Origin of the sequence: Magnetovibrio sp. PR-2, from assembly GCF_036689815.1 — a bacterium.
Classification (GTDB): domain Bacteria; phylum Pseudomonadota; class Alphaproteobacteria; order Rhodospirillales; family Magnetovibrionaceae; genus Magnetovibrio.
The window spans coordinates 60,056-81,376 of sequence record NZ_JBAHUR010000016.1 but is presented as its reverse complement, the minus strand read 5'-3'; the positions used below and the strand labels follow the sequence as shown (position 1 = coordinate 81,376).

The 21,321-nt window shown below is 56.0% G+C and carries 20 protein-coding genes; 9 read left to right on the top strand and 11 right to left on the bottom strand.

Annotated features, from left to right (window positions below; translation table 11 throughout):
• Positions 1–66: 66 nt before the first annotated feature.
• From V5T82_RS16055 to V5T82_RS16035, 5 genes are all read right to left on the bottom strand, one after another.
• A complete protein-coding gene (locus V5T82_RS16055) occupies positions 67–567 on the bottom strand; it encodes a copper chaperone PCu(A)C (RefSeq protein WP_332896685.1) in 501 nt (166 codons plus the stop codon).
• A 157-nt stretch (positions 568–724) separates the two neighbouring features.
• Positions 725–1,123, bottom strand: coding sequence for a DUF2946 family protein (locus V5T82_RS16050; RefSeq protein WP_332896684.1), 399 nt, complete (start codon positions 1,121–1,123; stop codon positions 725–727).
• Between the two features lie 133 nt (positions 1,124–1,256).
• Positions 1,257–3,137, bottom strand: a complete 1,881-nt coding sequence (gene cobT / locus V5T82_RS16045; RefSeq protein ID WP_332896683.1) for a cobaltochelatase subunit CobT — start codon at positions 3,135–3,137, stop codon at positions 1,257–1,259.
• Positions 3,138–3,146: 9 nt separating this feature from the next.
• A complete protein-coding gene (gene cobS, locus V5T82_RS16040; protein WP_332896682.1) occupies positions 3,147–4,142 on the bottom strand; it encodes a cobaltochelatase subunit CobS in 996 nt (331 codons plus the stop codon).
• 37 nt (positions 4,143–4,179) lie between these two features.
• Positions 4,180–4,764 carry a J domain-containing protein gene (locus V5T82_RS16035; protein ID WP_332896681.1) on the bottom strand — a complete coding sequence of 195 codons (585 nt, stop codon included), beginning with the start codon at positions 4,762–4,764 and terminating at the stop codon, positions 4,180–4,182.
• 141 nt (positions 4,765–4,905) lie between these two features.
• On the opposite strand from V5T82_RS16035, the gene V5T82_RS16030 reads away from it, so the two are divergent.
• Positions 4,906–5,175, top strand: a complete 270-nt coding sequence (locus tag V5T82_RS16030; RefSeq protein ID WP_332896680.1) for a BolA family protein — start codon at positions 4,906–4,908, stop codon at positions 5,173–5,175.
• A gap of 211 nt (positions 5,176–5,386) precedes the next feature.
• A complete protein-coding gene (locus V5T82_RS16025; RefSeq protein WP_332896679.1) occupies positions 5,387–5,704 on the top strand; it encodes a ribbon-helix-helix domain-containing protein in 318 nt (105 codons plus the stop codon).
• 8 nt (positions 5,705–5,712) lie between these two features.
• Here the strand turns inward: V5T82_RS16025 and V5T82_RS16020 are convergent, their stop codons facing one another.
• The 4 genes from V5T82_RS16020 to V5T82_RS16005 all read right to left on the bottom strand — a co-directional run bounded on the left by V5T82_RS16020 (position 5,713) and on the right by V5T82_RS16005 (position 9,292).
• Positions 5,713–6,156, bottom strand: coding sequence for a CBS domain-containing protein (locus tag V5T82_RS16020; protein ID WP_332896678.1), 444 nt, complete (start codon positions 6,154–6,156; stop codon positions 5,713–5,715).
• Positions 6,157–6,332: 176 nt separating this feature from the next.
• On the bottom strand, positions 6,333–7,604 hold the full coding sequence (locus tag V5T82_RS16015; RefSeq protein WP_332896677.1) for an HlyC/CorC family transporter: 1,272 nt from the start codon (positions 7,602–7,604) through the stop codon (positions 6,333–6,335).
• Between the two features lie 9 nt (positions 7,605–7,613).
• The gene (aroB, locus tag V5T82_RS16010; RefSeq protein WP_332896676.1) at positions 7,614–8,759 is read right to left on the bottom strand and encodes a 3-dehydroquinate synthase; all 1,146 of its coding nucleotides are present in this window, start codon (positions 8,757–8,759) and stop codon (positions 7,614–7,616) included.
• Complete coding sequence (locus V5T82_RS16005; RefSeq protein WP_332896675.1) at positions 8,756–9,292, bottom strand: shikimate kinase; 537 nt, start codon at positions 9,290–9,292, stop codon at positions 8,756–8,758. Before V5T82_RS16005 ends, aroB begins: the two co-directional genes overlap by 4 nt.
• A gap of 179 nt (positions 9,293–9,471) precedes the next feature.
• On the opposite strand from V5T82_RS16005, the gene V5T82_RS16000 reads away from it, so the two are divergent.
• The 6 genes from V5T82_RS16000 (at position 9,472) to V5T82_RS15975 (ending at position 16,282) form a co-directional block, all read left to right on the top strand.
• Positions 9,472–9,612 (top strand): hypothetical protein, encoded by a 141-nt coding sequence (locus V5T82_RS16000; protein WP_332896674.1) that lies wholly within the window; start codon positions 9,472–9,474, stop codon positions 9,610–9,612.
• The gene (locus V5T82_RS15995) at positions 9,593–11,422 is read left to right on the top strand and encodes a hypothetical protein (protein ID WP_332896673.1); all 1,830 of its coding nucleotides are present in this window, start codon (positions 9,593–9,595) and stop codon (positions 11,420–11,422) included. Before V5T82_RS16000 ends, V5T82_RS15995 begins: the two co-directional genes overlap by 20 nt.
• 21 nt (positions 11,423–11,443) lie before the next feature.
• Complete coding sequence (xerD, locus tag V5T82_RS15990) at positions 11,444–12,370, top strand: site-specific tyrosine recombinase XerD (protein WP_332896672.1); 927 nt, start codon at positions 11,444–11,446, stop codon at positions 12,368–12,370.
• 131 nt (positions 12,371–12,501) lie between these two features.
• Positions 12,502–13,482, top strand: a complete 981-nt coding sequence (locus V5T82_RS15985; RefSeq protein WP_332896671.1) for an HpcH/HpaI aldolase/citrate lyase family protein — start codon at positions 12,502–12,504, stop codon at positions 13,480–13,482.
• Positions 13,483–13,699: 217 nt separating this feature from the next.
• Positions 13,700–14,653, top strand: a complete 954-nt coding sequence (locus V5T82_RS15980; RefSeq protein ID WP_332896670.1) for an acetyl-CoA carboxylase carboxyltransferase subunit alpha — start codon at positions 13,700–13,702, stop codon at positions 14,651–14,653.
• Positions 14,654–14,755: 102 nt separating this feature from the next.
• Positions 14,756–16,282 (top strand): tetratricopeptide repeat protein, encoded by a 1,527-nt coding sequence (locus V5T82_RS15975; protein ID WP_332896669.1) that lies wholly within the window; start codon positions 14,756–14,758, stop codon positions 16,280–16,282.
• A gap of 7 nt (positions 16,283–16,289) precedes the next feature.
• Here the strand turns inward: V5T82_RS15975 and secA are convergent, their stop codons facing one another.
• Positions 16,290–19,016 carry a preprotein translocase subunit SecA gene (secA, locus tag V5T82_RS15970; protein ID WP_332896668.1) on the bottom strand — a complete coding sequence of 909 codons (2,727 nt, stop codon included), beginning with the start codon at positions 19,014–19,016 and terminating at the stop codon, positions 16,290–16,292.
• Positions 19,017–19,611: 595 nt separating this feature from the next.
• Between secA and V5T82_RS15965 the strand changes: the two genes are divergently transcribed.
• The gene (locus tag V5T82_RS15965; RefSeq protein ID WP_332896667.1) at positions 19,612–20,190 is read left to right on the top strand and encodes a hypothetical protein; all 579 of its coding nucleotides are present in this window, start codon (positions 19,612–19,614) and stop codon (positions 20,188–20,190) included.
• Here the strand turns inward: V5T82_RS15965 and V5T82_RS15960 are convergent.
• Positions 20,187–21,218 carry a lipid A deacylase LpxR family protein gene (locus V5T82_RS15960; protein WP_332896666.1) on the bottom strand — a complete coding sequence of 344 codons (1,032 nt, stop codon included), beginning with the start codon at positions 21,216–21,218 and terminating at the stop codon, positions 20,187–20,189. The two genes, V5T82_RS15965 and V5T82_RS15960, sit on opposite strands and share 4 nt — an antisense overlap.
• Positions 21,219–21,321: the final 103 nt, after the last annotated feature.

Here is a 21,321-nt window from a genome sequence, read left to right as displayed (position 1 = left end):
ACAAAACGCAAAAAGGCCGGAGCATATTCTCCGGCCTTTTTTATTTCGGGTGATGATCTGGGGGCGTTATTTCATGCCGCCCATATTCCCGTGGTTCATCGTCCCATGGTCCATTTTCATGCCGCCCATGCTTTTGGGCGATTGCACTTGCACGTGGATGGTTTGCTCACCGCCATTTTTAAACACCAATGTGACGGGGAACTTTTCGCCTTCTTTGAGCGGCGCGTTCAGGCCCATGAACATGACGTGGTAGCTGCCGGGTTTGAGCTCTTGCGTTTGACCTGCGGGCAGGGGAATGCCGCCTTCGACTTCGCGCATTTTCATCACCCCGTCGACCATGGTGTGGGTGTGCAGCTCAACTTTTTTGGAAACGTCGGCTTTGGCGGCGATCAAGGCGTTGTCGGCGCCTGCGTTGGTGATCTGCATAAAGGCCGCCCCCGCTTTGGCCATACCCGCAGAGCCGCGGGCCCAGGGGTGGGAAACGGTGATGTCGGCGGCGAACGCTTGGCCTGCGAATACGGTGGCGGCAATCATAGAGGTCGCAAAAAGAGTTTTAACGGACTGCATAATGAATTTCCTTGTGTGTTTGGGTGTGGTTTACACCCGTCGGCACGCAACGGTCTTTAAGCGCGTTTGGCGTGCGTGGTGATAAATCGAAGACGAGATCGCACCCAGGGCAGGTGTCCAGTCCGCCCAGGGTGCTCTCGATTGGTAATGTCAGAAATTAAGCAGCCGGAGGGGCGCGGGCGAGGCCGGGTGCGGCAGTCCAAAGCGGGGTCCGTATGTCGCTATCTGCAGGGGTTTTTGGCTCCGGAGGGAGGGGTGGAGCCAGAAACGCCACCTGAGGCGACGGCGGAACCAGACCTTGAACGCTGGCCTGTAATTGACAGACCGGACAGTCCCAAGGTGTCGCGTTGTTGGGAACCTTGTCCAGAGGTTCCCCATCAAGACCAACCTGGGTGTCTGCACCGTAGGCCGTACAAATCACAAGATAGAAGTTCGGCAGGGATTGACCGTCCCGTGCGCCGTCTTCACCTGGGAGCGGGATGGCGGCGCTCAGCGGGATCATCGCTTGCAAGAACATGGCGAACAACGCCACCTGTGCCGCACCTCGGTGCGTCACGGCGATTGCTCGCATTGTCTTCAGTACAGCATGTTTCATGCGGTTGATGATGTGCTTTCTCCCAGAAAAACCGAACTCGGTTTTACCACCGCCCTAAATATGAGAGATTTTGCCGCTCCAGGCAAGAATTTTGCTAGGAAGCGCGCCGCCGTCCGGTCATGCGTTTGTGCGACTGTGGGCTGTCTTCGTCAAACAAATCGGCCAGCTCAGCCATAATGGTGCCGCCTAAATCTTCGGCATCCAAAAGGGTTACGGCGCGCCGATAATAGCGCGTCACATCATGGCCGATGCCGATGGCGACCAGTTCGACCGTGGATTTGGTTTCAATCCATTCAATGGTGTCGCGCAAGTGCTTTTCCAGATAGTTGCCGGCGTTCGCCGACAGGGTCGCATCGTCCACCGGCGCGCCGTCGGAAATCACCATGAGAATCCGGCGCTGTTCGGGACGCGCCAGCAAGCGTTCGTGCGCCCACAGCAAAGCTTCGCCGTCGATGTTTTCTTTTAAGATGCCTTCTTTGAGCATCAGGCCTAGGTTTCGCCGGGCTCGCCGCCATGGGGCATCTGCGCCCTTATAGACGATGTGGCGCAGATCGTTCAGCCGACCGGGTTTTTCCGGTTTGTCGTTTTCGACCCACAGCTCGCGGGACTTGCCGCCTTTCCAGGCCTTGGTGGTGAAGCCTAAAATCTCAACCTTCACGCCGCACCGTTCCAACGTGCGCGCCATGACGTCGGCGCTGGTTGCCGCAATGGTGATGGGGCGACCACGCATGGAGCCGGAATTGTCGATCAACAGTGTGACCACGGTGTCGCGGAAATCCGCGTCTTTTTCTTCCTTAAACGACAAGGGCGCATAGGGGTCGATGACCACGCGCGAAAGCCTTGCTGCGTCAAGCATGCCTTCTTCCAAATCAAACTCCCAAGAGCGCGTTTGTTTGGCGAGCAAGCGGCGTTGTAAGCGGTTGGCGAGTTTGCTGACCACACCTTGCAGTTTGTCCAACTGGCGGTCCAATTGATCGCGCAGGCGGATCAGTTCCGATGTGTCGGACAGATCTTCGGCCTGGATGACCTCGTCATAATGTGCGGTGTAGGCTTTGTACGGCACACTGCGGCCGTACTCGTTCATGGGCCAGTTGTCGTCTTGTTCCCCCGGACCTGCGGGTGTTTCGCCACCGGTCATCATGTCTTCGTCCAAGCCGTCGCCCCCGTCGAGACCATCGCTCATTTCCGCGCCAGCACTTTCGGCGCCCACGGCGCCGTCGGCGTCTTGGTCGTCTTGGTCTTCGGGCTGAGACTGTTCGTCCGGTTGAGGCTGTTCGTCTTGCTCGTTGGGCGTTTGGTCTTGGTTGGAACTGTCGTCAAACTCGGTTTCACTGGGCAGTTGGTGGAGCAGCTCCAACGCTTTCATCAACAGACCCGCTTGATGCGCGAACTGGGCCTGGTCGCCTATGGCGTCGGACAGCTTATCCAAGTGCCCAGGCGCTTTGTCTTCCAGCCAGGGCCGCCATTGTTCCGCCATCAGAAGTGACTGGGGCGGGATGGGCTCGTCACTGAAACGTTGGCGCGCCAACAAGGCCAAGGCTTCAGCCATTTGTGCATTGTCGCGCGGCGTGCCGTCTTCGAATGCAGACGCGGTCTGGCTGTGCAGGTGCGATAAGTTTTGGCCAGCACCGGGGAAATCGCGAATGCCGACAGCTTCGACGCGCGCTTGTTCCAAGGCGTTGAAGACCTTGCGCGCATCGTCACCCGCCGGGCTGAGTTGTGCATGAAGCTTTTGGTCGTGGTAATTCAGCCGCATGGCCAACGCATCGGCTTCACCGCGCAGACGTTGAATGTCACGTGCTTTGAGTTGCGGGCCTTGTTCCGGTTCGGGCAAGGACGCGAGGCCGCCGTGAAATGCCGGCGCGCTTTGGCCGCGCACGAACTGCACCAGCATGTCGCGCTTTTGGCTCATGGCTTTCAGCGTCGCTGCGGTGGCGCGTTTTAGTGTTTCGTTGCGGGGCTCGGCATCGGACATTTCAGTGTGTTAAGCCTCGGTCCCTGATTTCAGCAGGGATTCCGGAAGCTCTTCGCCAAAGCAGCGTTGGTAGTATTCCGCCACGACGGGGCGTTCCAGCTCGTCACACTTGTTCAAGAAGCTCATCCGGAACGCCGTGCCGATATTGCCGAAAATCTGTGCGTTTTCCGCCCAGGTCAAGACCGTGCGCGGGCTCATGACGGTGGAGATATCGCCACTGATGAAGCCTTCGCGCGTGAGATCGGCAACGCGCACCATGGCGGACACAATCTTTTGACCTGCGTCGTCTTGGTATTCTTTAACCTTGGACAAGATGATCTTCGTTTCGTCATCGTGGGGCAGGTAGTTCAAAGTCGCCACGATGTTCCAGCGGTCCATCTGGCCTTGGTTGATTTGTTGCGTGCCATGATACAAACCCGTGGTGTCGCCCAAACCAATGGTGTTGGTCGTGGAAAACAGACGGAAGTGGTTGTGCGGATGGATCACGCGGCTTTGGTCCAGCAACGTTAATTTGCCTTCGACCTCCAGCACGCGTTGGATCACGAACATCACGTCCGGGCGGCCTGCGTCGTATTCATCGAACACCACAGCGACCGGGTGCTGAAGCGCCCACGGTAAGATGCCTTCACGGAACTCGGTGACTTGTTTGCCGTCTTTCAAGACGATGGCGTCTTTGCCGACAAGGTCGATCCGTGATACGTGACTATCTAAGTTCACACGGATCATCGGCCAGTTCAAGCGCGCCGCGACTTGTTCGATGTGGGTCGATTTGCCCGTGCCGTGATAGCCCTGGATCATGACCCGGCGGTTGTGCTTGAACCCGGCCAAGATTGCCAGTGTGGTGTCGAAGTCGAACTGGTAGTTTTCATCGATCGCGGGCACGTGTTCTTCACCCTCGGAAAAGGCAGGGACTTCCATATCGATGTCCAGCCCAAAGGTCTGGCGGACGTCCATAGAAATATCGGGTGCGTCAAGCGGGAAAGTGGACGGAGCGGTATCGGGCATTCTGACTTCCGATCAATAGGGGGATGGCAAATGTATCTTATGCGCCAAGGTGGTGCATGACGGTTTGGTACGCAAGGCCAATTTCTTTGAATTTTTCTTCAGCATCCTTAGAGCCTTTGTTGGCGTCGGGATGGTGCTGTTTGACCAGCTTTTTATAGCGCGCCTTGACCTCGTCAGGGGTCACGGGCAGGGCCAAATCTAAAATGGCGAAAGCCTTAGCTTCCGGCGTGTCGGGATGAAATGGGCGGTTTTGTTGACCTTGCGTGCGGGTGCCTGTGTCATCCGTCGCGTCTTTAAAAAAGCCAAAATCGTCCTTGATGTTGGCCCCAGCAGCAAAGGCTTTGGCCTTGGCGTGGTCGGATTTGGACCCAAGCTCCCACGTCGGGCGCTGCCAGACCGTATCGTTTTTGATAACAGCTTCGACCTCGTCGTCGCTCAAACCTTCGAAATAGTTCCAGGCCTTGTTGTGTTCGCGGATGTGATCCGTGCAATACCAGACATGGCTGCCCATTTCGCGGGGGGAGCGATGGGTGCGAAATTCGCCCTCTTCTTCACAACCGTGCCAATCGCAAACCCGGGTCTTGGGCTTGCGGTTGGTGGAGAAGTCAAAAGGGGTCTTCAACCCTGATTTTTTTGCTTGGCTCGGCATGGCTTAACTATGGGGTTTTCGGGGCTTTCTTGCAAGCTCGCGAGGCTTTACCTTGACGGAGCTTTGAAATGTTCTACTTCTTTCTCAGGATCATTGAAACAAAGGAATTCATCCATGCGCGTGCGCACCGCAATTGAAGAGAAACTCACCGCCGCTTTGAGCCCTGAACAGCTCGATGTTATCGACAACAGCGCTCAGCATGCGGGCCACGCCGGCGCAAGTCCCGAAGGTGAAAGCCATTTTGCTGTGACCGTGGTGTCTACGGCTTTTGAAGGCAAAAATCGGGTACAACGCCAACGCATGGTCTACGCCGCCCTGGCAGAAGAAATGGCCGGGCGGATTCACGCGCTTGAGTTGAAGACGCTTACGCCCGGAGAAGCCTAAGTTTTGTGACGACTTCAGAGATAAAAAAAGCGCCTGAGCATACAAAACGCAAAAATAATCATATTATTCAAGGTGTTGTGAGGTAGTCCAAAAATGCCATTGAAAATGGTAAATCATTAGACAATATGGGGGTGTTCTGAAGACGTGCGAAGCGTCTGCATGACAACTAAGCGAAGTTAAAACGCAAAATATAGAGTGGGGGGTGTTCAAAATGAACAGCCGACTGTTGAGCCGAAATGTGACCGTGGGCGGTCGTCGGACCAGTTTAAGACTAGAGCACGATGTGTGGGATGCTTTGGAAGAAATCTGTGAACGCGAAGAGATGACTCTTCACGAAGTTTGCACCCTGATTGATCAGCGCCGCAAAGGGTCCAGCCGTACAGCTGCTGTTCGGGCTTTCATCTTGCGCTATTTCCGTGAAGCTGCATCCGATATTGGTCACAGCCACGCCGGTCATGGCAAATTGGCCGAAAATGCCCGCAAAGCTGACATGCAAGCTGAAAACGTGGATTATCGCGCCGCAAGCTAGCGCTGGAATTATTCAGGACTGAATGCCGCGTCGCGTTTTTCGTCGATCTGAATGCCCAGTTCCTTGAGCGAGGCTTCCAAAAGGTCGCGCATGGAAATCATGGCGACGACCTTATGTTCCTCTGTGACGACGGGGAGATGGCGGATGTTGCGGCTGAGCATAAGTTCAATCGCATCCAGGCACGCATCCCCTGGGCGAACGCATTCAGGATTATCGGTCATGACATCAGAAAGGAGCGTGGCTTGGGGATTGAGACCGCACGCCAGCACGCGGTGTGTGATGTCACGTTCGGAAAGGATGCCGACCAACCTGTCATCGGCACCATCGGTGACGGCAATCGCAGCAATTTTATGAGAACTCATCAGCTGCACAGCATCGTGCACCGATTTGGTTTGATTGAGCGCGATGATGTCTTGTTGAACGACAACATCCGGTATTATGCGCCTGTGCATGACGATGTGGCTCCCCAGTTATAGTCGTCATAAATCATATTTCTATATGTGCATTCCTCTCCAGAGTGCCACATATATTGGTTTCTTATGATCGTTTTACAGCAACACACGCCCGAAGTCATCTCGGCACAAACACGGGCAGCACTATGTTCAACCAATTGCACAAACCGGACGATTTAGGAAGGCGTTGGCGGCGGCGTGATGCGGATGGTTTTGATCTGGTGATGGTAGCGGCGCAGAATTTCAAAGGTAAACCCAAAGAATCGATAGCTCTGCCCGACCTCGGGGATGCGGCGCGATTCGTGCAAAATCAGCCCGGCAATCGTCGCCGCTTCTTCGTCGGGAAGTTCCCATTCGAACTGGCGGTTGAGGTCACGAATGGTGACGTCGCCTTGCACCACCATGGAACCATCGGGATGCACATTGACGCCCGGCACCGTGATGTCGGTTTCATCGGAAATGTCGCCGACGATTTCTTCCAACACGTCTTCCAACGTCACGATGCCTTGAAGCGATCCGTACTCATCCACCACCATGGCAAAGTGTTCCCGGCGCTCGCGAAAGGCTTGTAGTTGATCAAGCAGCGGCGTGTATTCCGGGATAAACCACGGGTCGGTGGCGATGGACAAGATATCAAGCTTGTTGATCTCATCGGCGTTATTGGCGTGTTCACGCACTTCGCGCAGCAGCGCCTTGGCGTGGATCACGGCGATGATGTTGTCGGGTTCGTCCTTCCACAACGGCAGGCGCGAATAAGGGCTGTCCAGCACTTGGGTGATGATGCTTTCCACCGGGTCTTCGGCACGGATGGCCAGCACACCTTTGCGGTGGGTCATGATCTCCCCAACTTGCACGTCGGCTAAGTCCAAGACGCTTCTCAGCATCACACCGGATTCTTTTTCTTCGCCTTCGGCCTGGGTGGTGTGCAGTTCAATGGCGCCGCGCAATTCCTGGGCGGCCTCTTCGGACCCGGTGCTGTCTTTGTCCGCACCGAAGATTTTTAAGATGATGCGCACCATGAAGTTAATGGTCATCACAAACGGCATCAAAACGATCACGATCACATTGATGATGGGCACAATCCCTAACGCCGCCCGGTTCGCATGGCGCAACGCATAGGTCTTGGGCAGGATTTCCGCGAAGATCAGGACCAGAAGCGTCATCGCCAAGGTGGCAATGGCGACACCGGCTTCGCCGAATAACGTCATGAGCAAACTGGTCGCCAATGCAGACGCCAAGATGTTGACCAAGTTGTTGCCCAGCAAGATCGCACCGATCAGGCGTTCTTTTTGCGTGTGGAGTTTATTGACCAGTCCAGCCCGGTGGTTTCCGTCTTTTTCCAGCTGGTGCATCAACGGTTTGGACGCAGCCGTCAACGCGGTTTCCGACCCGGAAAAGAACGCGGACAAAATCAGCAAAACCAAAATGGCGGCAGCGATGTAAATCATGCCTGTAGTTTATCCACTTTTATTGTGAAGCCAATCATCTAACAAGTCGTGCACGTCTTGGGATGCAATGTCACGTGTGATGAAAGATTCTCCGATGCCGCGCGCCAAAATAAACGTAAGCTTGCCGTCTTGAACTTTTTTGTCGCGGCTCATGTGATCCAACAGCTTTTCCGCCGTCCAACCTTTGGTCGGCAGTTGGCTCAGATCGGACGGCAGGTCGAGCTTGGCGAAATGTTGCGCAACACGCTGAGTGTCTTGGCCGGGGCAGAGGCTTAAGCGGGTGGAGATATCAAACGCCATGGCCGTGCCGATGGAGACCGCCTCTCCATGCAACAGCGTATCGCCATATCCGGTTTCAGCCTCCAGCGCGTGACCAAAGGTATGGCCTAGGTTGAGCAACGCACGCCGTCCACCTTCGCGTTCGTCTTCGGCCACCACGCGGGCCTTAGCCGCACAGCTGGTCATCACCGCTTGGCGGCGTTTATCCATGTCGCCATCGATCAGGTCTTGGGCGTTGATTTCCAACCATTCAAAGAAGTCCAGATCGTCAATTAGGCCGTACTTCACAACTTCGGCATACCCCGCCAACAACTGGCGTTTGTCTAAGGTGTTGAGCGCGGAGGTGTCGGCCAGCACCAGTTTCGGCTGATAAAACGCACCAACCAAGTTTTTGCCGTGTTGGGTGTTGATGCCGGTTTTGCCGCCGACGGAGCTATCGACTTGGCTGAGCAATGTGGTGGGAATTTGCACGAACGGCATGCCGCGCAGTACAGATGCGGCGCTATAGCCCACCAAATCGCCGATCACGCCACCACCCAAAGCAATCAGCGTGGTGGACCGTTCGACCCGCAGGGCCAAGATGTCTTCGCACAGCTTTTGAAATTGCGCGAAACTTTTGGTCTGCTCGCCCGCAGGCAAAGTGATGTCGTGGCACTGCACGCCAGCGTGTTGCAGGGAAAACATGAGCGGCGCCAGATAATGCGGTGCGACGTTTTCGTCCGTGATGATCACAACGCGCTTTTGGGCCAAGATCGGGACAATCCAGTCGGCGGCATCAACGATCAGGCCCGCGCCGACAATGATGTCGTAGCTGCGTTCGCCCAAATCAACGCGAAGGGTTTCGTTAGGAAGCGTTTGATTGGCAGGTGTGCTCATATGTCGTCTCGTTCTCTTAGCGCGCTCACGATGCGTTTGACCGCACTTTCATGGGACAGGTCATCGGTTTCAATGGCAATGGTGGCTTCTTCATAGACGGGATAGCGCTCATTGATCAGCTTTTCCAGGGTCTTTCTCGGATTTCCGTTGGCCAGCAAGGGTCTCCCGCCGCGCCGGGACGTGCGCTCCACCAGGCACTCCAGTCCGGCCTTTAACCATACTGAGGTCGAGCGTTGCAAAATCTTGCGCCGAATTTCGTCGTTCATGAACACGCCGCCCCCGGTGGCTAGGACCATAGGGCCGTCGTCCAACAAGCGGTCCATGACCCGTTTTTCGCCTGCGCGAAACTCGTCCTCACCATAGAGCTTGAAGATGTCTTCAATGGAACATCCGGCAGCTTTTTTGATTTCGTCGTCCGAATCGATAAACGGCACGGACAAACGGCGCGCCAAACGGCGACCCACGGTGCTTTTTCCAGCGCCCATCAGTCCGATCATCACGATCGCGCGGGTAATCCGTGGGGTTTTGGGCACGTTTGTCTCTCCTTAAGCCTTTTGTGGCTAACTTTAGGCCTGATCTTAGTGGAATCCCGTGCGGGGAGCCGATAAACTGCCGAAAATTCGCCACAGTCGGAACCTAGCATAAGATGCTGGAACCGCAACAAAACTGATCGATATTCTCTGATCGAAATCTCAAGGGTACTTAAATCGCTATGCGCAAATTGCCGATCTTTCTTCTCGTTTTGGTGTTGGCCGCCGTCGGTGGCGGTGGGGTCATGTTGGCCACCTGGGACATCCCCGCACCCGTGAGCACCGTCGAAAAGGTCATTCCCGATGAACGTTTCCCGCACTAAACGTACACTTGGTGCGGTTTTGGTGCTGGGCGCCGTCACCATGGGACTGCCCGGTGCGGTTGGCGCACAAGACACCCAGCCGCTGGATTTGCGCCCGCCGTTGAAGTTGGAGCCACCGAAGTCTCATCCGGCGCCCAACCCCGCCCGTCCGCTGCCGCGCGGCCCCCAAGCGATCGCGCCGTCGTACGAAGTTGAAAACCCGCCGCCTTCCAATCTGGGAGGTGGTGTCCAGGTGGAAAGCTTAGGTGCGATTAATCCCGACGTTGCCGGAACCTTGGGGCCGTCTGAAGGCGGTTTTGGGCCCGACATGTGGCAAGGCACGCGCCGCGATGTGATTGAAAATCTGATGGTTCAAGTGCCGGTGACAACCGCATCGCCGGCCATGCGCGATTTGATGCACCGCGTGCTGTTGACCGGCGCAAAAGTTCCCGCAGGCGGCGAGCCCGGTGGGCTGATCACGTTGCGCGCCACACTGTTGTCGGCCATGGGCGACTTTGCGGGTGTGAACGGATTGTTGGAACGGATTCCAAGTCAAAGTGTCAGTCCAGAATTGTTGCGCGTTGAAGTCGACACGCGTTTTTTGACCGGAGACGTTGCGCGGGCCTGTCAGTTGGCTCACGCATATATCCAAGAACGCAGCACCGACTATTGGCAAAAAGCCTTTATCTTCTGCCAAGCCTTGGAAGGCGAAACCGATGCGGCTTTGTTGGGCATGTCCTTGTTGGAAGAAATGGGCTCTGACGATCATGTCTTTTTCCAACTGATCCAAGCCTTGGCGGCACCTGGTGATAAGGCCCCGGTGATCGAAAGCTTGTCGGACCCGACACCGCTGCATCTGGCCTTGGCGCGGGTCGCCAAAGCCAAGCTGCCCGAAGACGTGATTGCGTCCAACCGCCCGGGCGTCTTGCGCGCCATTGCGATTAGCCCCAATGCCTCACCGGAGCTACGCCTAGAAGCGGCTGAACGCGCTGAAGTTGCCGGAGCTTTGAACGTTGATGCCCTGCGCCAACTCTACGCCAGCATTACGTTTAGCGAAGACCAGCTCAAAAGCCCTCTGACGGTCGCAGGGCAGCTTTCGGGGCCCATGAGCCGTGCGCTTTTGTACCGTGCGACCTTGATGCAGACGGTTCCTGCAGCCCAGGCTGAAGCCTTAAATCAAGCGCTCAGCATGGCCCGCCAAGGCGGGCGCTATGGCTCCACCGCGCGCGCATTTTTGCCCCAGCTCAGCCGCGTCACTGCCGCGAAGGATCTGGCCTGGTTCGCACCCGAAGCCATCCGCGCGTTTTTGGTTTCGCAGCGCCATGGCGAAGCCTCCCCGTGGTTCGATTTGTTGCAACTCTCCGCTCAGCACGATCAGCAGCTGGCGCGCGAACTGGCGGCCTTAATGCCGCTGGCTCGCCTGTCTGGGTTTGAGCGGGCTGCTGACTGGGATCTCGAAAACTTGAGCGACTGGTGGCAGGTGGTCAAAGACATGCCGGGCGCACGGGAAAAGGCCGCTGCCTTGGCTGCCGGGTTGATGGCGGAGGGCGAATACGTGCCCCAGGACATCTGGGCGGATTTGGTTGAAGGCACATCTCACACCGCACTGATGGCACCGCACGCATCCCAGTGGTTCTTGCTGGTGGGCGCGTCGTCCCAAGGGCGCGTGGGTGAAACCGTGTTGTTGAGCTTGGTGAGTTTGGGCGATGGTGGGCCAGGACGTGCGGACCCGATTGTTTTGCACCATGTCTTGCGTGCCCTTCGCAATGTCGGCTTGGACCGCGAAGTCCACAACATGGTGTTGGAGGCGGTGGTCGCCGCTGGGCTTTAATCGAAACGAGAGAGGCTGTGGATGGGCCGTCGTCGCAAAATCACCGAACCGCTGCCGGGCGAGGTCGAGATGTTTCTCGAAATGCTGGTGGCGGAACGCGGCGCGGCGAAAAACACGCTGGAAAGTTACCAGCGTGACCTGGGTGACTTCGCAGGCTTCGCCAAGGCCAAGCACGAAGACATGGTCGCAGCCACCCCTGATTTAATCCGGGCGTATCTGAAGCACTTGGACGGCTATGGTCTGGCTGCACGCACCCAAGCGCGGCGGTTGTCGGCGCTGCGCATGTTTTTTCGGTTTCTCTATGCGGAACGCATCCGTGAAGACGACCCCACCCAAGTTATCGACAGTCCCAAGGTGGGCAAAGCCTTGCCGAAGTATCTGAGTGAGGATGAGGTCGACCGTCTGCTGTCCACCGCCACCAATTACGCGGGCAAGGACGGCAAGCGCATGATGGCGTTGATGGAAATCCTCTATGCCACAGGCCTGCGGGTTTCCGAGCTGGTCGGCCTGCCCTTGCGCGCGCTGTCCAGGGACGGCTTGATGTTGATCGTGCGGGGCAAAGGCAATAAGGAGCGCATGGTGCCTTTGAGCGAGCCCGCCACCGACGCCATCTTGGCCTACCTGGATGTGCGCGACGGTTTTTTGCCCAAAGGTGGGAAAGACAGCCCGTACATGTTTCCGTCCCGGGCCAAGCAGGGGTTTCTCACGCGGGCGCGGTTTGCCCAGCTGTTAAAGCAACTCGCCATTGACGCGGGGCTTGAGCCAAAGCGTGTTTCCCCCCACGTTCTGCGCCACTCGTTCGCCAGCCACCTGTTGGCCCACGGCGCGGATTTGCGTGCATTACAGCAAATGCTGGGGCACGCCGACATTTCCACGACGCAAATCTACACCCATGTGCTGGATGAACGCTTGAAACAGCTGGTGAATTCGGCGCACCCTCTCGCCTAGTGGTCTGAAAATAAATAAGAAAAAAAATCTTTTCGCACCTGCACAAAAAATGCGTGATTTCTCCCCAGACCTTGGTTTAAATGGACGAGGCTTTACGTACTTATATAATCATAATTAAGGGAGACCTCCCCATGAGCTTTACCGTTCCCGAACAGGCCCCGGCGCGCCTCAACCGTTCTGAGCTGGCCGTGCCCGGTTCCTCCACCCGCTTTTTGGAAAAAGCCGCAGGTGGCACCGCCGACGCCGTTTTCTTGGATTTGGAAGACGCCGTTGCACCGTCCGACAAACCGCAAGCGCGCAAAAACATCATTGAAGCGCTGAACGATCTGGACTGGGGTGACAAAACCGTTTCCGTTCGCATCAACGGCTTGGACACCCACTACATGTACCGTGACGTGGTCGACATCGTCGAACAAGCCGGTGACAAGCTGGACCTGATTATGATCCCGAAAGTCGGCACCGCGTCCGATGTCTATGCGGTCGACATGATGGTCACGCAAATCTGCGAAGCCAAGGGCTTTACCAACAAGATCGGCTTTGAAATGATTATTGAGACGGCGCTGGGCATGCAAAACGTGCACGAAATCGCCGCTGCAAGCCCGCGCAATGAATCTCTGCACTTTGGCGTTGCCGACTACGCAGCCTCCACCAAAGCCCGCACCACCGCCATTGGTGGCCCGAACCCGGGCTACGGTGTGCTGACCGATCCGCTAGATGACGCCGGTACGCGTGACTTCCACTGGGGTGACATGTGGCACTACGCCATCGCCCGCATGGTGGTTGCTGCGCGCGCCAACGGCCTGCGCCCCATCGACGGTCCCTTTGGCGACATTCGTGACATTGACGGCTACAAAGCTCAGGCCATGCGCGCTGCGATCTTGGGCTGTGAAGGCAAATGGGCCATTCACCCGACCCAAGTGGACGCCGCCAACGAAGTTTACAGCCCGTCCGACGCCGAAGTCGCTAAGGCCAAAGCCATCTTGGAAGCCATGGAACAGGCCCAAAAAGAAGGCAAAGGCGCTGTGACGTTGGACGGTCGTTTGATCGATATCGCGTCCATCAAACAGGCCGAAGTCATGGTGAAAACGGCTGAAGCCATCAAAAACCGCTAATTTTGATTTTTGCCCCTCAGGCGCCGGGCGCGAGCTTAAGCTCGCTTGGCTCACGGCGCATAAGCGCCGACGCGCAGTCGCGCTTGCCAAGCGGCGCAGTAATTTGTGCATTTGAAAGCCGCTTGGAGAGTAAAAAAACAGCACCGCTGTCCAACATATTGGGCGGCGGTGCTTTTTTGCCCTTTTTTGGTCCCAAATTGCGTGCTAGAAAACCGCCATGCATCACTATCTCGATTTCGAAAAACCCATCGCCGAGCTCGAAGGCAAAATCGAAGAACTGCGTCATCTGACCGGTTCCGAAGTGAACATTGCCGACGAAGTCAGTAAGTTGCAGTCCAAAGTGGAAAAGCAACTTTCTTCGCTCTACACCAAACTGTCGCCCTGGCAAAAGGCCCAAGTCGCCCGCCACCAGGACCGGCCGCACGCTGTTGATTACATCGACACGCTGATCGAAGACTTCACGCCGCTTGCCGGCGATCGACTATTCGCCGAAGACGCCGCCATTGTCGGTGGCCTGGGGCGTTTCCAAGGCCGCTCCGTGATGGTATTGGGCATTGAGAAGGGCAAAGACACCGAAAGCCGTGTGACCCACAACTTCGGCATGGCGAAACCGGAAGGGTATCGCAAAGCCCAACGCCTGATGCAAATGGCCGATCGTTTTAAGATGCCGATCATCACCTTCGTTGATACCTCCGGCGCATTTCCGGGGGCTGACGCCGAAGCGCGCGGTCAGGCCGAAGCCATTGCCAAATCCATTGAAGTGAGCTTCCAGTTGAAAGTTCCGTTTGTCTCCGTCGTCATCGGCGAAGGCGGCTCGGGCGGCGCGATTGCGTTGGCGTCAGCGAACGCGGTGATCATGCTGGAACACTCGATTTATTCCGTGATCTCGCCCGAAGGCTGTGCGTCCATCTTGTGGCGTGACGGTGCCATGAACCGTGAAGCGGCTGAGGCCCTGCGTCTGACGGCTCAAGATCTTTTGGAGCTTAAAGTCATTGATGCTGTGGTGAGCGAACCTTTAGGCGGTGCACACCGCGACGCGCAAGCCGCCATGAAAGCGGTGGGCGAAGAAATCGGCCGTCAACTGACCGAACTGGCCCCACTGGACGGCGGTCAGCTTAAAGCCAAGCGTCGTGAGAAGTTTCTCGACATGGGCAAGGTGGGCCTGAGCTAAGGTGAGCTGAGGCTTGTGCTTTTATCAAAATGACCAAAGGCCGCTTGTTTGAGCGGCCTTTTTTCTTTCGGGTTGAGTAATCCATATGTTAGTCCTTGGGCTATGGTTAGATCCGGAAAACGCAATAAAGGCGGCCGTAGAGGGCAGGCGATTGACGTCGGCCAAAGCCTCAACGGTGCCGTACAGCATCACCGCGCAGGCCAACTGCACGAGGCCGAACAGCTCTATCGCCAAGTTCTTCAAGCCGATCCGCGCCAGCCCGATGCGCTCTACCTGCTGGGGCTTTTGGCATTTCAATCCGGACAACATGCATCGTCGGTAGAGCTGCTCACAAAAGCCATAGCGATCACGCCGGAGCGCTCCGAAGTCCATTGTGTGTTGGGCAAGGCTTATACCGCCCTGCATGACTTCGAACATGCACAGGCGGCCTTTGGAAAAGCGATTTCGCTTAACCCCAGCGACGTCGAAGCCTCTTTTCACTTAGGTATTCTGCTGAACGAATTTGCGCACTATGAACAGGCCATTGAAAAGTTCGAGGCCGTGCTCAAGGTCAAACCCGGCTTATGCCAAGCCCTGAACAACATCGGGCATGCCTACATGTGTCTGGGGCGGTTGGACACGGCGATGGAAACCTTTGAACGCGCGCTGGCAAGCGATCCGAAGTTTTCACTGGCAGTGTTGGGTGGCGTAAATGTCTTGAAAAAACGCGGCGAGCTGGAAAAGACCATATCGTTTGTCGAAGGGGCTTTGAAAAACAATCCCCAAGATCCGGAATTGATGGACCTGTTGGCGGAACTCCTCAATCACGTTGAGGGCCAAGCCGAGAACGATAGCGCGCTCAGCCAAGCGCATCAGGCGCTGCAAAGTACGCATTTTGTGCATGCAGACGGGCAGCCGATCACGGACGACATGGTGGTTGAGTTATATCAAGCGGCGGAAGAGGTCTTGATGCAACACAACAGCTTGGAGCTGACCCGTACATCGCAAATCTGGCGGGGCAGAGCGGCGGCGTGGAACTGTCCGCGACATTTGAAATTGTTCAAGACCCACAATGCCATCGCCGAATATTGCTTTAGCTGTTTTAAGCTATCCATCGAAGTGGGCAACGTTGTCGAGCTGATGAAGTTGGCATGGCTGTATGATGGGGTTGAGCTGCCAAACGACAACTCCCGCAAGTGCCATATCGAGCTGCGCGAGAACATTAAAGGTGCGTACAAGGGCCTAGTCTACAGCCGCAGCCTGGAAGAAGCAAAAGAGCTGCAAGCGCTGTTTCAGAGCCTGGTGGACGAAAAAATTCGGCCGGGCATTGAGGTGGTTATCAAACGGGGCTGCTCTGAATTTCCCTTGGCGTACCCCGAATACAATCAGTTTGACGCAAACGGTGAACCGGTGATGGACTACAATCAAGACTGGCGAACGTTTGAAGACATGACGGACCAAGCCATGGCCGGCCAAGAGGAAATGCCGTACCAGACCAACAACCACGATGGGATAACGTTGCAAGACGCACGTATCTTGCGCACGTGGCTGGCGTACGCGGCCGGCACCGGCGATCCCAGCGTCGATCAGTTCTGTGCCAAGGATCTACCCAAGCTGAACTTGCCACATCGTCCGCGTTTTAAGCGATAAATCAGTTTTAAGCCACGCGTCCATGGCACTGCTTGAACTTCTTGCCAGAACCACACGGGCACGGCTCGTTGCGGCCCACACGCCCCCAGGTAGAGGGATCGTTCGGGTCGCGTTCATGCGCGCCTTTGCGGGTGGCGGAGATGAAGTTTTTGGCGCTTTCTACAGGCTCCGGCACGGGCTCGTTTTCCACGGGCGCTGGGGTAAAGGCCGGGTCTTGGTGGCCTTCTTGCACGTTGGTTGGGCCTTGCGGCGCGAGGCCTTCGGGCGGCATCATTTGCAGCTCGACGTGGGACAAAATGGTCGTCACACGGTCTTGAATGTTGGCGAGAAGTTCTTCGAACATGCCGAACGCTTCGCGCTTGTATTCGTTGAGCGGATCTTTTTGCGCGTACGAACGCAGCCCGATGCCTTGGCGCAGGTGATCCAGCGACAACAGGTGGTCTTTCCACATCTGATCCAAGACTTGCAGATAGAGGCTCTTTTCCACGTCGCGCATGACTTCCGGTGTGTACTTGGCAACTTTTTCAGCCATTTTGCGATCAGCATGGTCCGTTATGCGTTCACGGATTTCTTGGTCTGCGATGCCTTCTTCTTTGGCCCAGTCGGCGATGGGCAGGTCGAGGCCGAACACGCGAAGAGCTTCTTCATGCAAAAGCTCGGTGTCCCATTCTTCTGGGTACGCTTTTTCTGGGATCGCGCGGCTGACCATATCGTCGATCATTTCGTGACGCATGCCGACGATGTCGTTGGACACGTCGGTGACGCTCATCAGCTCTTTGCGTTCGGCATAAACCACTTTGCGCTGGTCGTTCATGACGTCGTCGAATTTCAGCAAGTTTTTGCGAATTTCAAAGTTGCGCGCTTCGACCTTTTGTTGGGCTTTTTCCAACGCTTTGTTGATCCACGGGTGGACGATGGCTTCGCCTTCTTCCAAGCCCAGTTTGACCAACATGCTGTCGATGCGCTCAGACCCGAAGATGCGCATCAAATCGTCTTCCAAAGACAAGAAGAATACTGAAGCACCCGGGTCGCCTTGACGCCCGGTGCGGCCGCGCAGCTGGTTGTCGATGCGCCGACTTTCGTGACGTTCGGTACCAACGATGTAAAGGCCGCCAGCGTTCATGGCGATTTCTTTGTTGGCGGCGATTTCGGATTTGATTTTGTCGATGTCCGCGTCGGAGCGGTCTTCGCCCAGCTCGCGTTGAATGCGCAGGTCCAAGTTACCGCCCAACTGGATGTCGGTGCCGCGGCCCGCCATGTTGGTGGCGATGGTAACCGCACCCGGAAGGCCCGCATCACCGACGATGAAAGCTTCTTGTTCGTGGTGGCGCGCGTTCAGGACGTTGTGGGTGATGTTCTTGGTTTTGAGAATGCCGGACAGGTATTCCGATTTTTCGATGGACACGGTACCGACCAAGACAGGCTGTTGGCGTTCTTGGCATTCTTCGATGAGATCGACAATGGCGTCGTATTTTTCTTTGGCCGTTCGGTAGACCACGTCGTTTTGGTCATCGCGGATACACGGGCGATGGGTCGGCATTTCGACCACTTCGAGCGTGTAGATTTCCGAAAATTCGCCCGCTTCGGTCATGGCTGTACCGGTCATACCGGCGAGCTTCGGATACATGCGGAAATAGTTTTGGAAAGTGATGGACGCCAAAGTTTGGTTTTCGTTTTGGATTTGCACGCCTTCCTTGGCTTCCAAGGCTTGGTGCAGACCTTCGCCATAGCGCCGACCTTCCATCATGCGGCCGGTGAATTCATCGATGATGACGACGCGGTTGTCTTGGACGATGTAGTCCGTGTCGCGCTGGTGCATCTTGTGCGCGCGCAAAGCCTGGGTGACGTGTTGGACCAAGTTGACGTTGGCCAAGTCATACAGATTGCCGTCGCTCATCAGGCCCGCTTCGCGCAGGAGATTTTCGACGTGTTCGTTGCCGTCTTCGGTCAAGGTCACGGATTTGGCTTTTTCGTCGGATTCGTAATCGGCGGCGGACAAGTTCGGGATCAGGTTGTTGACGGCGATGTAGAGGGCGGAGGAATCTTCCGCAGCGCCGGAAATGATCAGGGGGGTGCGCGCTTCGTCAATTAAGATCGAGTCGACCTCGTCAACGATGGCGTAGTTGAACTCGCGCTGGACCATATCTTCCAACGTGAACTTCATGTTATCGCGCAGGTAATCGAAGCCAAATTCATTGTTGGTGCCGTAGGTGACGTCGCAACCGTAAGCCGCTTTGCGTTCTTCGTCGGACAAGCCGTGGACAACGCAAGAGGTCGTCAGGCCCAAAAAGCCATACACTTCGCCCATCCATTCCGCATCACGTTTGGCCAAATAATCGTTGACCGTGACCACATGCACGCCTTTGCCTTCCAAGGCGTTCAGGTATACCGACAAAGTAGCCGTCAGCGTTTTACCTTCACCGGTTTTCATTTCCGTGATTTGACCGCGGTGAAGAACGATGCCGCCCATCAGCTGCACGTCGTAGTGGCGCTGTTCCAAAACCCGCTTGGCGGCTTCGCGTACGGTGGCGAAGGCGTCGACCAAAACGTCGTCCAAGGTTTCGCCGTCTTTGAGGCGGCCCTGAAGCCAGCCGGTGCGTGCCTTCAGCTCGTCGTCGCTCAACCCCTCCAGCTCGGGCTCAATGGCGTTGATGGCATCGACAAGCTTATTCAGACCTTTGACATAACGGTCATTGGCAGTGCCGAAGAGTTTTTTTGCGATTGCGCCGAGCATGAATTTTCTGGCCTCAGAAGTAGGATTAAAGGCAAGGAGCGCAAGGCAAACAGCGCCCCCGGTCCCCCAATGGTGAGACAGAATTAGAGAGGCCAAGGACGTCTGTCAACGCATGCCCGCCCAACTTCTGCAATTTTCTCTCATTTTGGCCGAATAAAGTGAATCATGAGATGCTCACAAATCGACCTCACAACCTTATTTATATAAAGTTCATACAATGCGACTTGACTTTTAGTGTGTAGAGGTCAAAACTACGCTTATCCAAAAGGGGCACCTAAGTGCCCCTAAAAAAAGGACTTTATCGTTCCGGATATGCAACGAAAAGGGCTTTATGTTGCAGGTCCGTAACGAATTTAAGAGTGGCAAATAAGCGATCTGCTTTGCTGGGCGTGCGTGCAAGTGGATTTGGAATAAAAAGAGCGAAGGGAATGCTCAACAGTCGGCAATCGTGCCCCACGATGACCGACAAAAGGAGAGATGACATGTCCATGTCCCATTTTGATAATATTCGTGTGGTGCTCACCGAACCAAATTCTGAGTTACGAACGGACTTGTTTAATCAGTTGCACGGGGCTGGCTTTCATAACGTCGCGCCGTGCGGGAGCCTGCCCAATGTTGCCCGGGCACGGTGGACGTGCCGCTGATTGATGTGCCCAATCCGCTGCATCACCGCATGAGCGACCACATCAGCAAAAATCATGAACGCCGTTTGATGACTATGGCCAAGCAACGCATCAATGAGTTTATGGTTCAGCGCCAGGCCTACAAAATCGGCTGGATGTTAGAAGAGGCTTTACCCCAGCTGTGCGGCGAGCAAGAACGGTCGGGCGATATGTCTGAAACGCTTAAAGGACTGTCCGTCGTCACACATGACATATGCGCACGCATCAAAGGCACCAGTTTTGCCCACGGTGCCGAAGCCTGCATGACTTTGGATCGCATGGTGGACTTGGCCCTGAGGGACGGTTTGGTCAAGGCCGATATCGACTTGATGACGCGCATGGGTGAGATTCTTGCGAACGCCTTTGATCCCAACCGGCAAGAGGCCGCCAAAACGTATAAACGCCAAACACGTGCCTTGGAGGTTTTCAGCTTAGACGAGGATGATTTAGACGCGCCTGTTCAAACGTCAGGACCGGAAACGTTTGTGGGTGCGGCTGTCAGTCCAGCCTAGAAGTTCAAAATCAGCTTGAAACTGCCGTAGCGGTCGATTTTGTCTTGGGAACGAAACTCGCGCGAGCGGATGACGTGGCTGAGGTCCATGCGAGCCCCTTTGAGGCCCCAGCCCTCAGGCACCGGGACATGGCCGACGAGCCCGAAGCGGCTTTCCAAGACAAACGGATTGCGATCCACGTCCGGGCTGTCTTTGAGGGTGTTGCCATCCAAGAAAATGTCGCGCACGACCGCGCGTCCCTCAGCCCCAGCGTAGAACGCCCAAACGAAGGATTTCGGGGCCTGTCTGGGGATCGCAAAGGTGCCGTAAATCGGCCCAAAATCTTCGCGGAGGTTTTGGCCAAAGCGAAAGGTCAGGCCCGCCGAAGCGCCGATTTTGATGTTGCCCAGCTGCCCGGTTGCGTGCGGGATCGCATCCACACCCAGTCCCCAATCATTCCAGTCGTCCCAGGTTTGGGAGCGCAATTTGACTGTGCGTGTGATCAGCAGGCCGGGTTCTGTGCCGATTTGGCTGTTCCAGCCATTGGATTCGGCAACATTGATTTGGCGGTGAAACCAGTTTTGTGTTTCTCCAGCACGGGCTTCGGGCCCGACGATGCCAATGTCGACCTCTAGCGTGTCTTGCTGGTCCATGCCCAGGCTAGCATTTTGGGTTTGCGCCAAGGACGTCAATCCAACATACGTCCAGCCTGCATACGGGCGGTCATTGGGGTCAGGGGTGTAGGACAGGACGTCTTCAGGTGTGTACATATCCTGACCGAACACCCAACCGTCAGCACGCTGTGCAGGCGCAATATCGCCAAACCCACCAAAGCCCAACCAAGCGACCAAAAAATCCGTGCTGGATTGAAACGGTGCCCACATGTCGTCGGGAACATAACCGATGCGCATGCCGTTGGTGTAGTGGCGGTCGGTGTCGGCAACCTTGTCGTTGTCCCACTGGAACAAAAAGTCACCGGCCCAGGCCGGAGAGCTCCAGGCGCAAAAGCCCAAGGCACAAACAATCAGTGCTGAAAGTCGAAAGGTCAAAGCCTTGACATCCTTCCTGTGAAAAGCGGCGCCATGGTAACACACGTCATGGCAGGAGAAAGGGGCTACACGCCCTGTTTGAGGGAAAAATTCGCGTTGATGT

Excerpts from the sequence above, each read along its gene's own strand:
- V5T82_RS16055 (WP_332896685.1), bottom strand. The coding sequence starts at position 567 with ATGCAGTCCGTTAAAACTCTTTTTGCGACCTCTATGATTGCCGCCACC.
- cobT (WP_332896683.1), bottom strand. The coding sequence starts at position 3,137 with ATGTCCGATGCCGAGCCCCGCAACGAAACACTAAAACGCGCCACCGCA.
- cobS (WP_332896682.1), bottom strand. The coding sequence starts at position 4,142 with ATGCCCGATACCGCTCCGTCCACTTTCCCGCTTGACGCACCCGATATT.
- V5T82_RS16030 (WP_332896680.1), top strand. The coding sequence starts at position 4,906 with ATGCGCGTGCGCACCGCAATTGAAGAGAAACTCACCGCCGCTTTGAGC.
- V5T82_RS16025 (WP_332896679.1), top strand. The coding sequence starts at position 5,387 with ATGAACAGCCGACTGTTGAGCCGAAATGTGACCGTGGGCGGTCGTCGG.
- V5T82_RS16020 (WP_332896678.1), bottom strand. The coding sequence starts at position 6,156 with ATGCACAGGCGCATAATACCGGATGTTGTCGTTCAACAAGACATCATC.
- V5T82_RS16015 (WP_332896677.1), bottom strand. The coding sequence starts at position 7,604 with ATGATTTACATCGCTGCCGCCATTTTGGTTTTGCTGATTTTGTCCGCG.
- aroB (WP_332896676.1), bottom strand. The coding sequence starts at position 8,759 with ATGAGCACACCTGCCAATCAAACGCTTCCTAACGAAACCCTTCGCGTT.
- V5T82_RS16000 (WP_332896674.1), top strand. The coding sequence starts at position 9,472 with ATGCGCAAATTGCCGATCTTTCTTCTCGTTTTGGTGTTGGCCGCCGTC.
- V5T82_RS15995 (WP_332896673.1), top strand. The coding sequence starts at position 9,593 with ATGAACGTTTCCCGCACTAAACGTACACTTGGTGCGGTTTTGGTGCTG.
- xerD (WP_332896672.1), top strand. The coding sequence starts at position 11,444 with ATGGGCCGTCGTCGCAAAATCACCGAACCGCTGCCGGGCGAGGTCGAG.
- V5T82_RS15985 (WP_332896671.1), top strand. The coding sequence starts at position 12,502 with ATGAGCTTTACCGTTCCCGAACAGGCCCCGGCGCGCCTCAACCGTTCT.
- V5T82_RS15980 (WP_332896670.1), top strand. The coding sequence starts at position 13,700 with ATGCATCACTATCTCGATTTCGAAAAACCCATCGCCGAGCTCGAAGGC.
- V5T82_RS15975 (WP_332896669.1), top strand. The coding sequence starts at position 14,756 with ATGGTTAGATCCGGAAAACGCAATAAAGGCGGCCGTAGAGGGCAGGCG.
- secA (WP_332896668.1), bottom strand. The coding sequence starts at position 19,016 with ATGCTCGGCGCAATCGCAAAAAAACTCTTCGGCACTGCCAATGACCGT.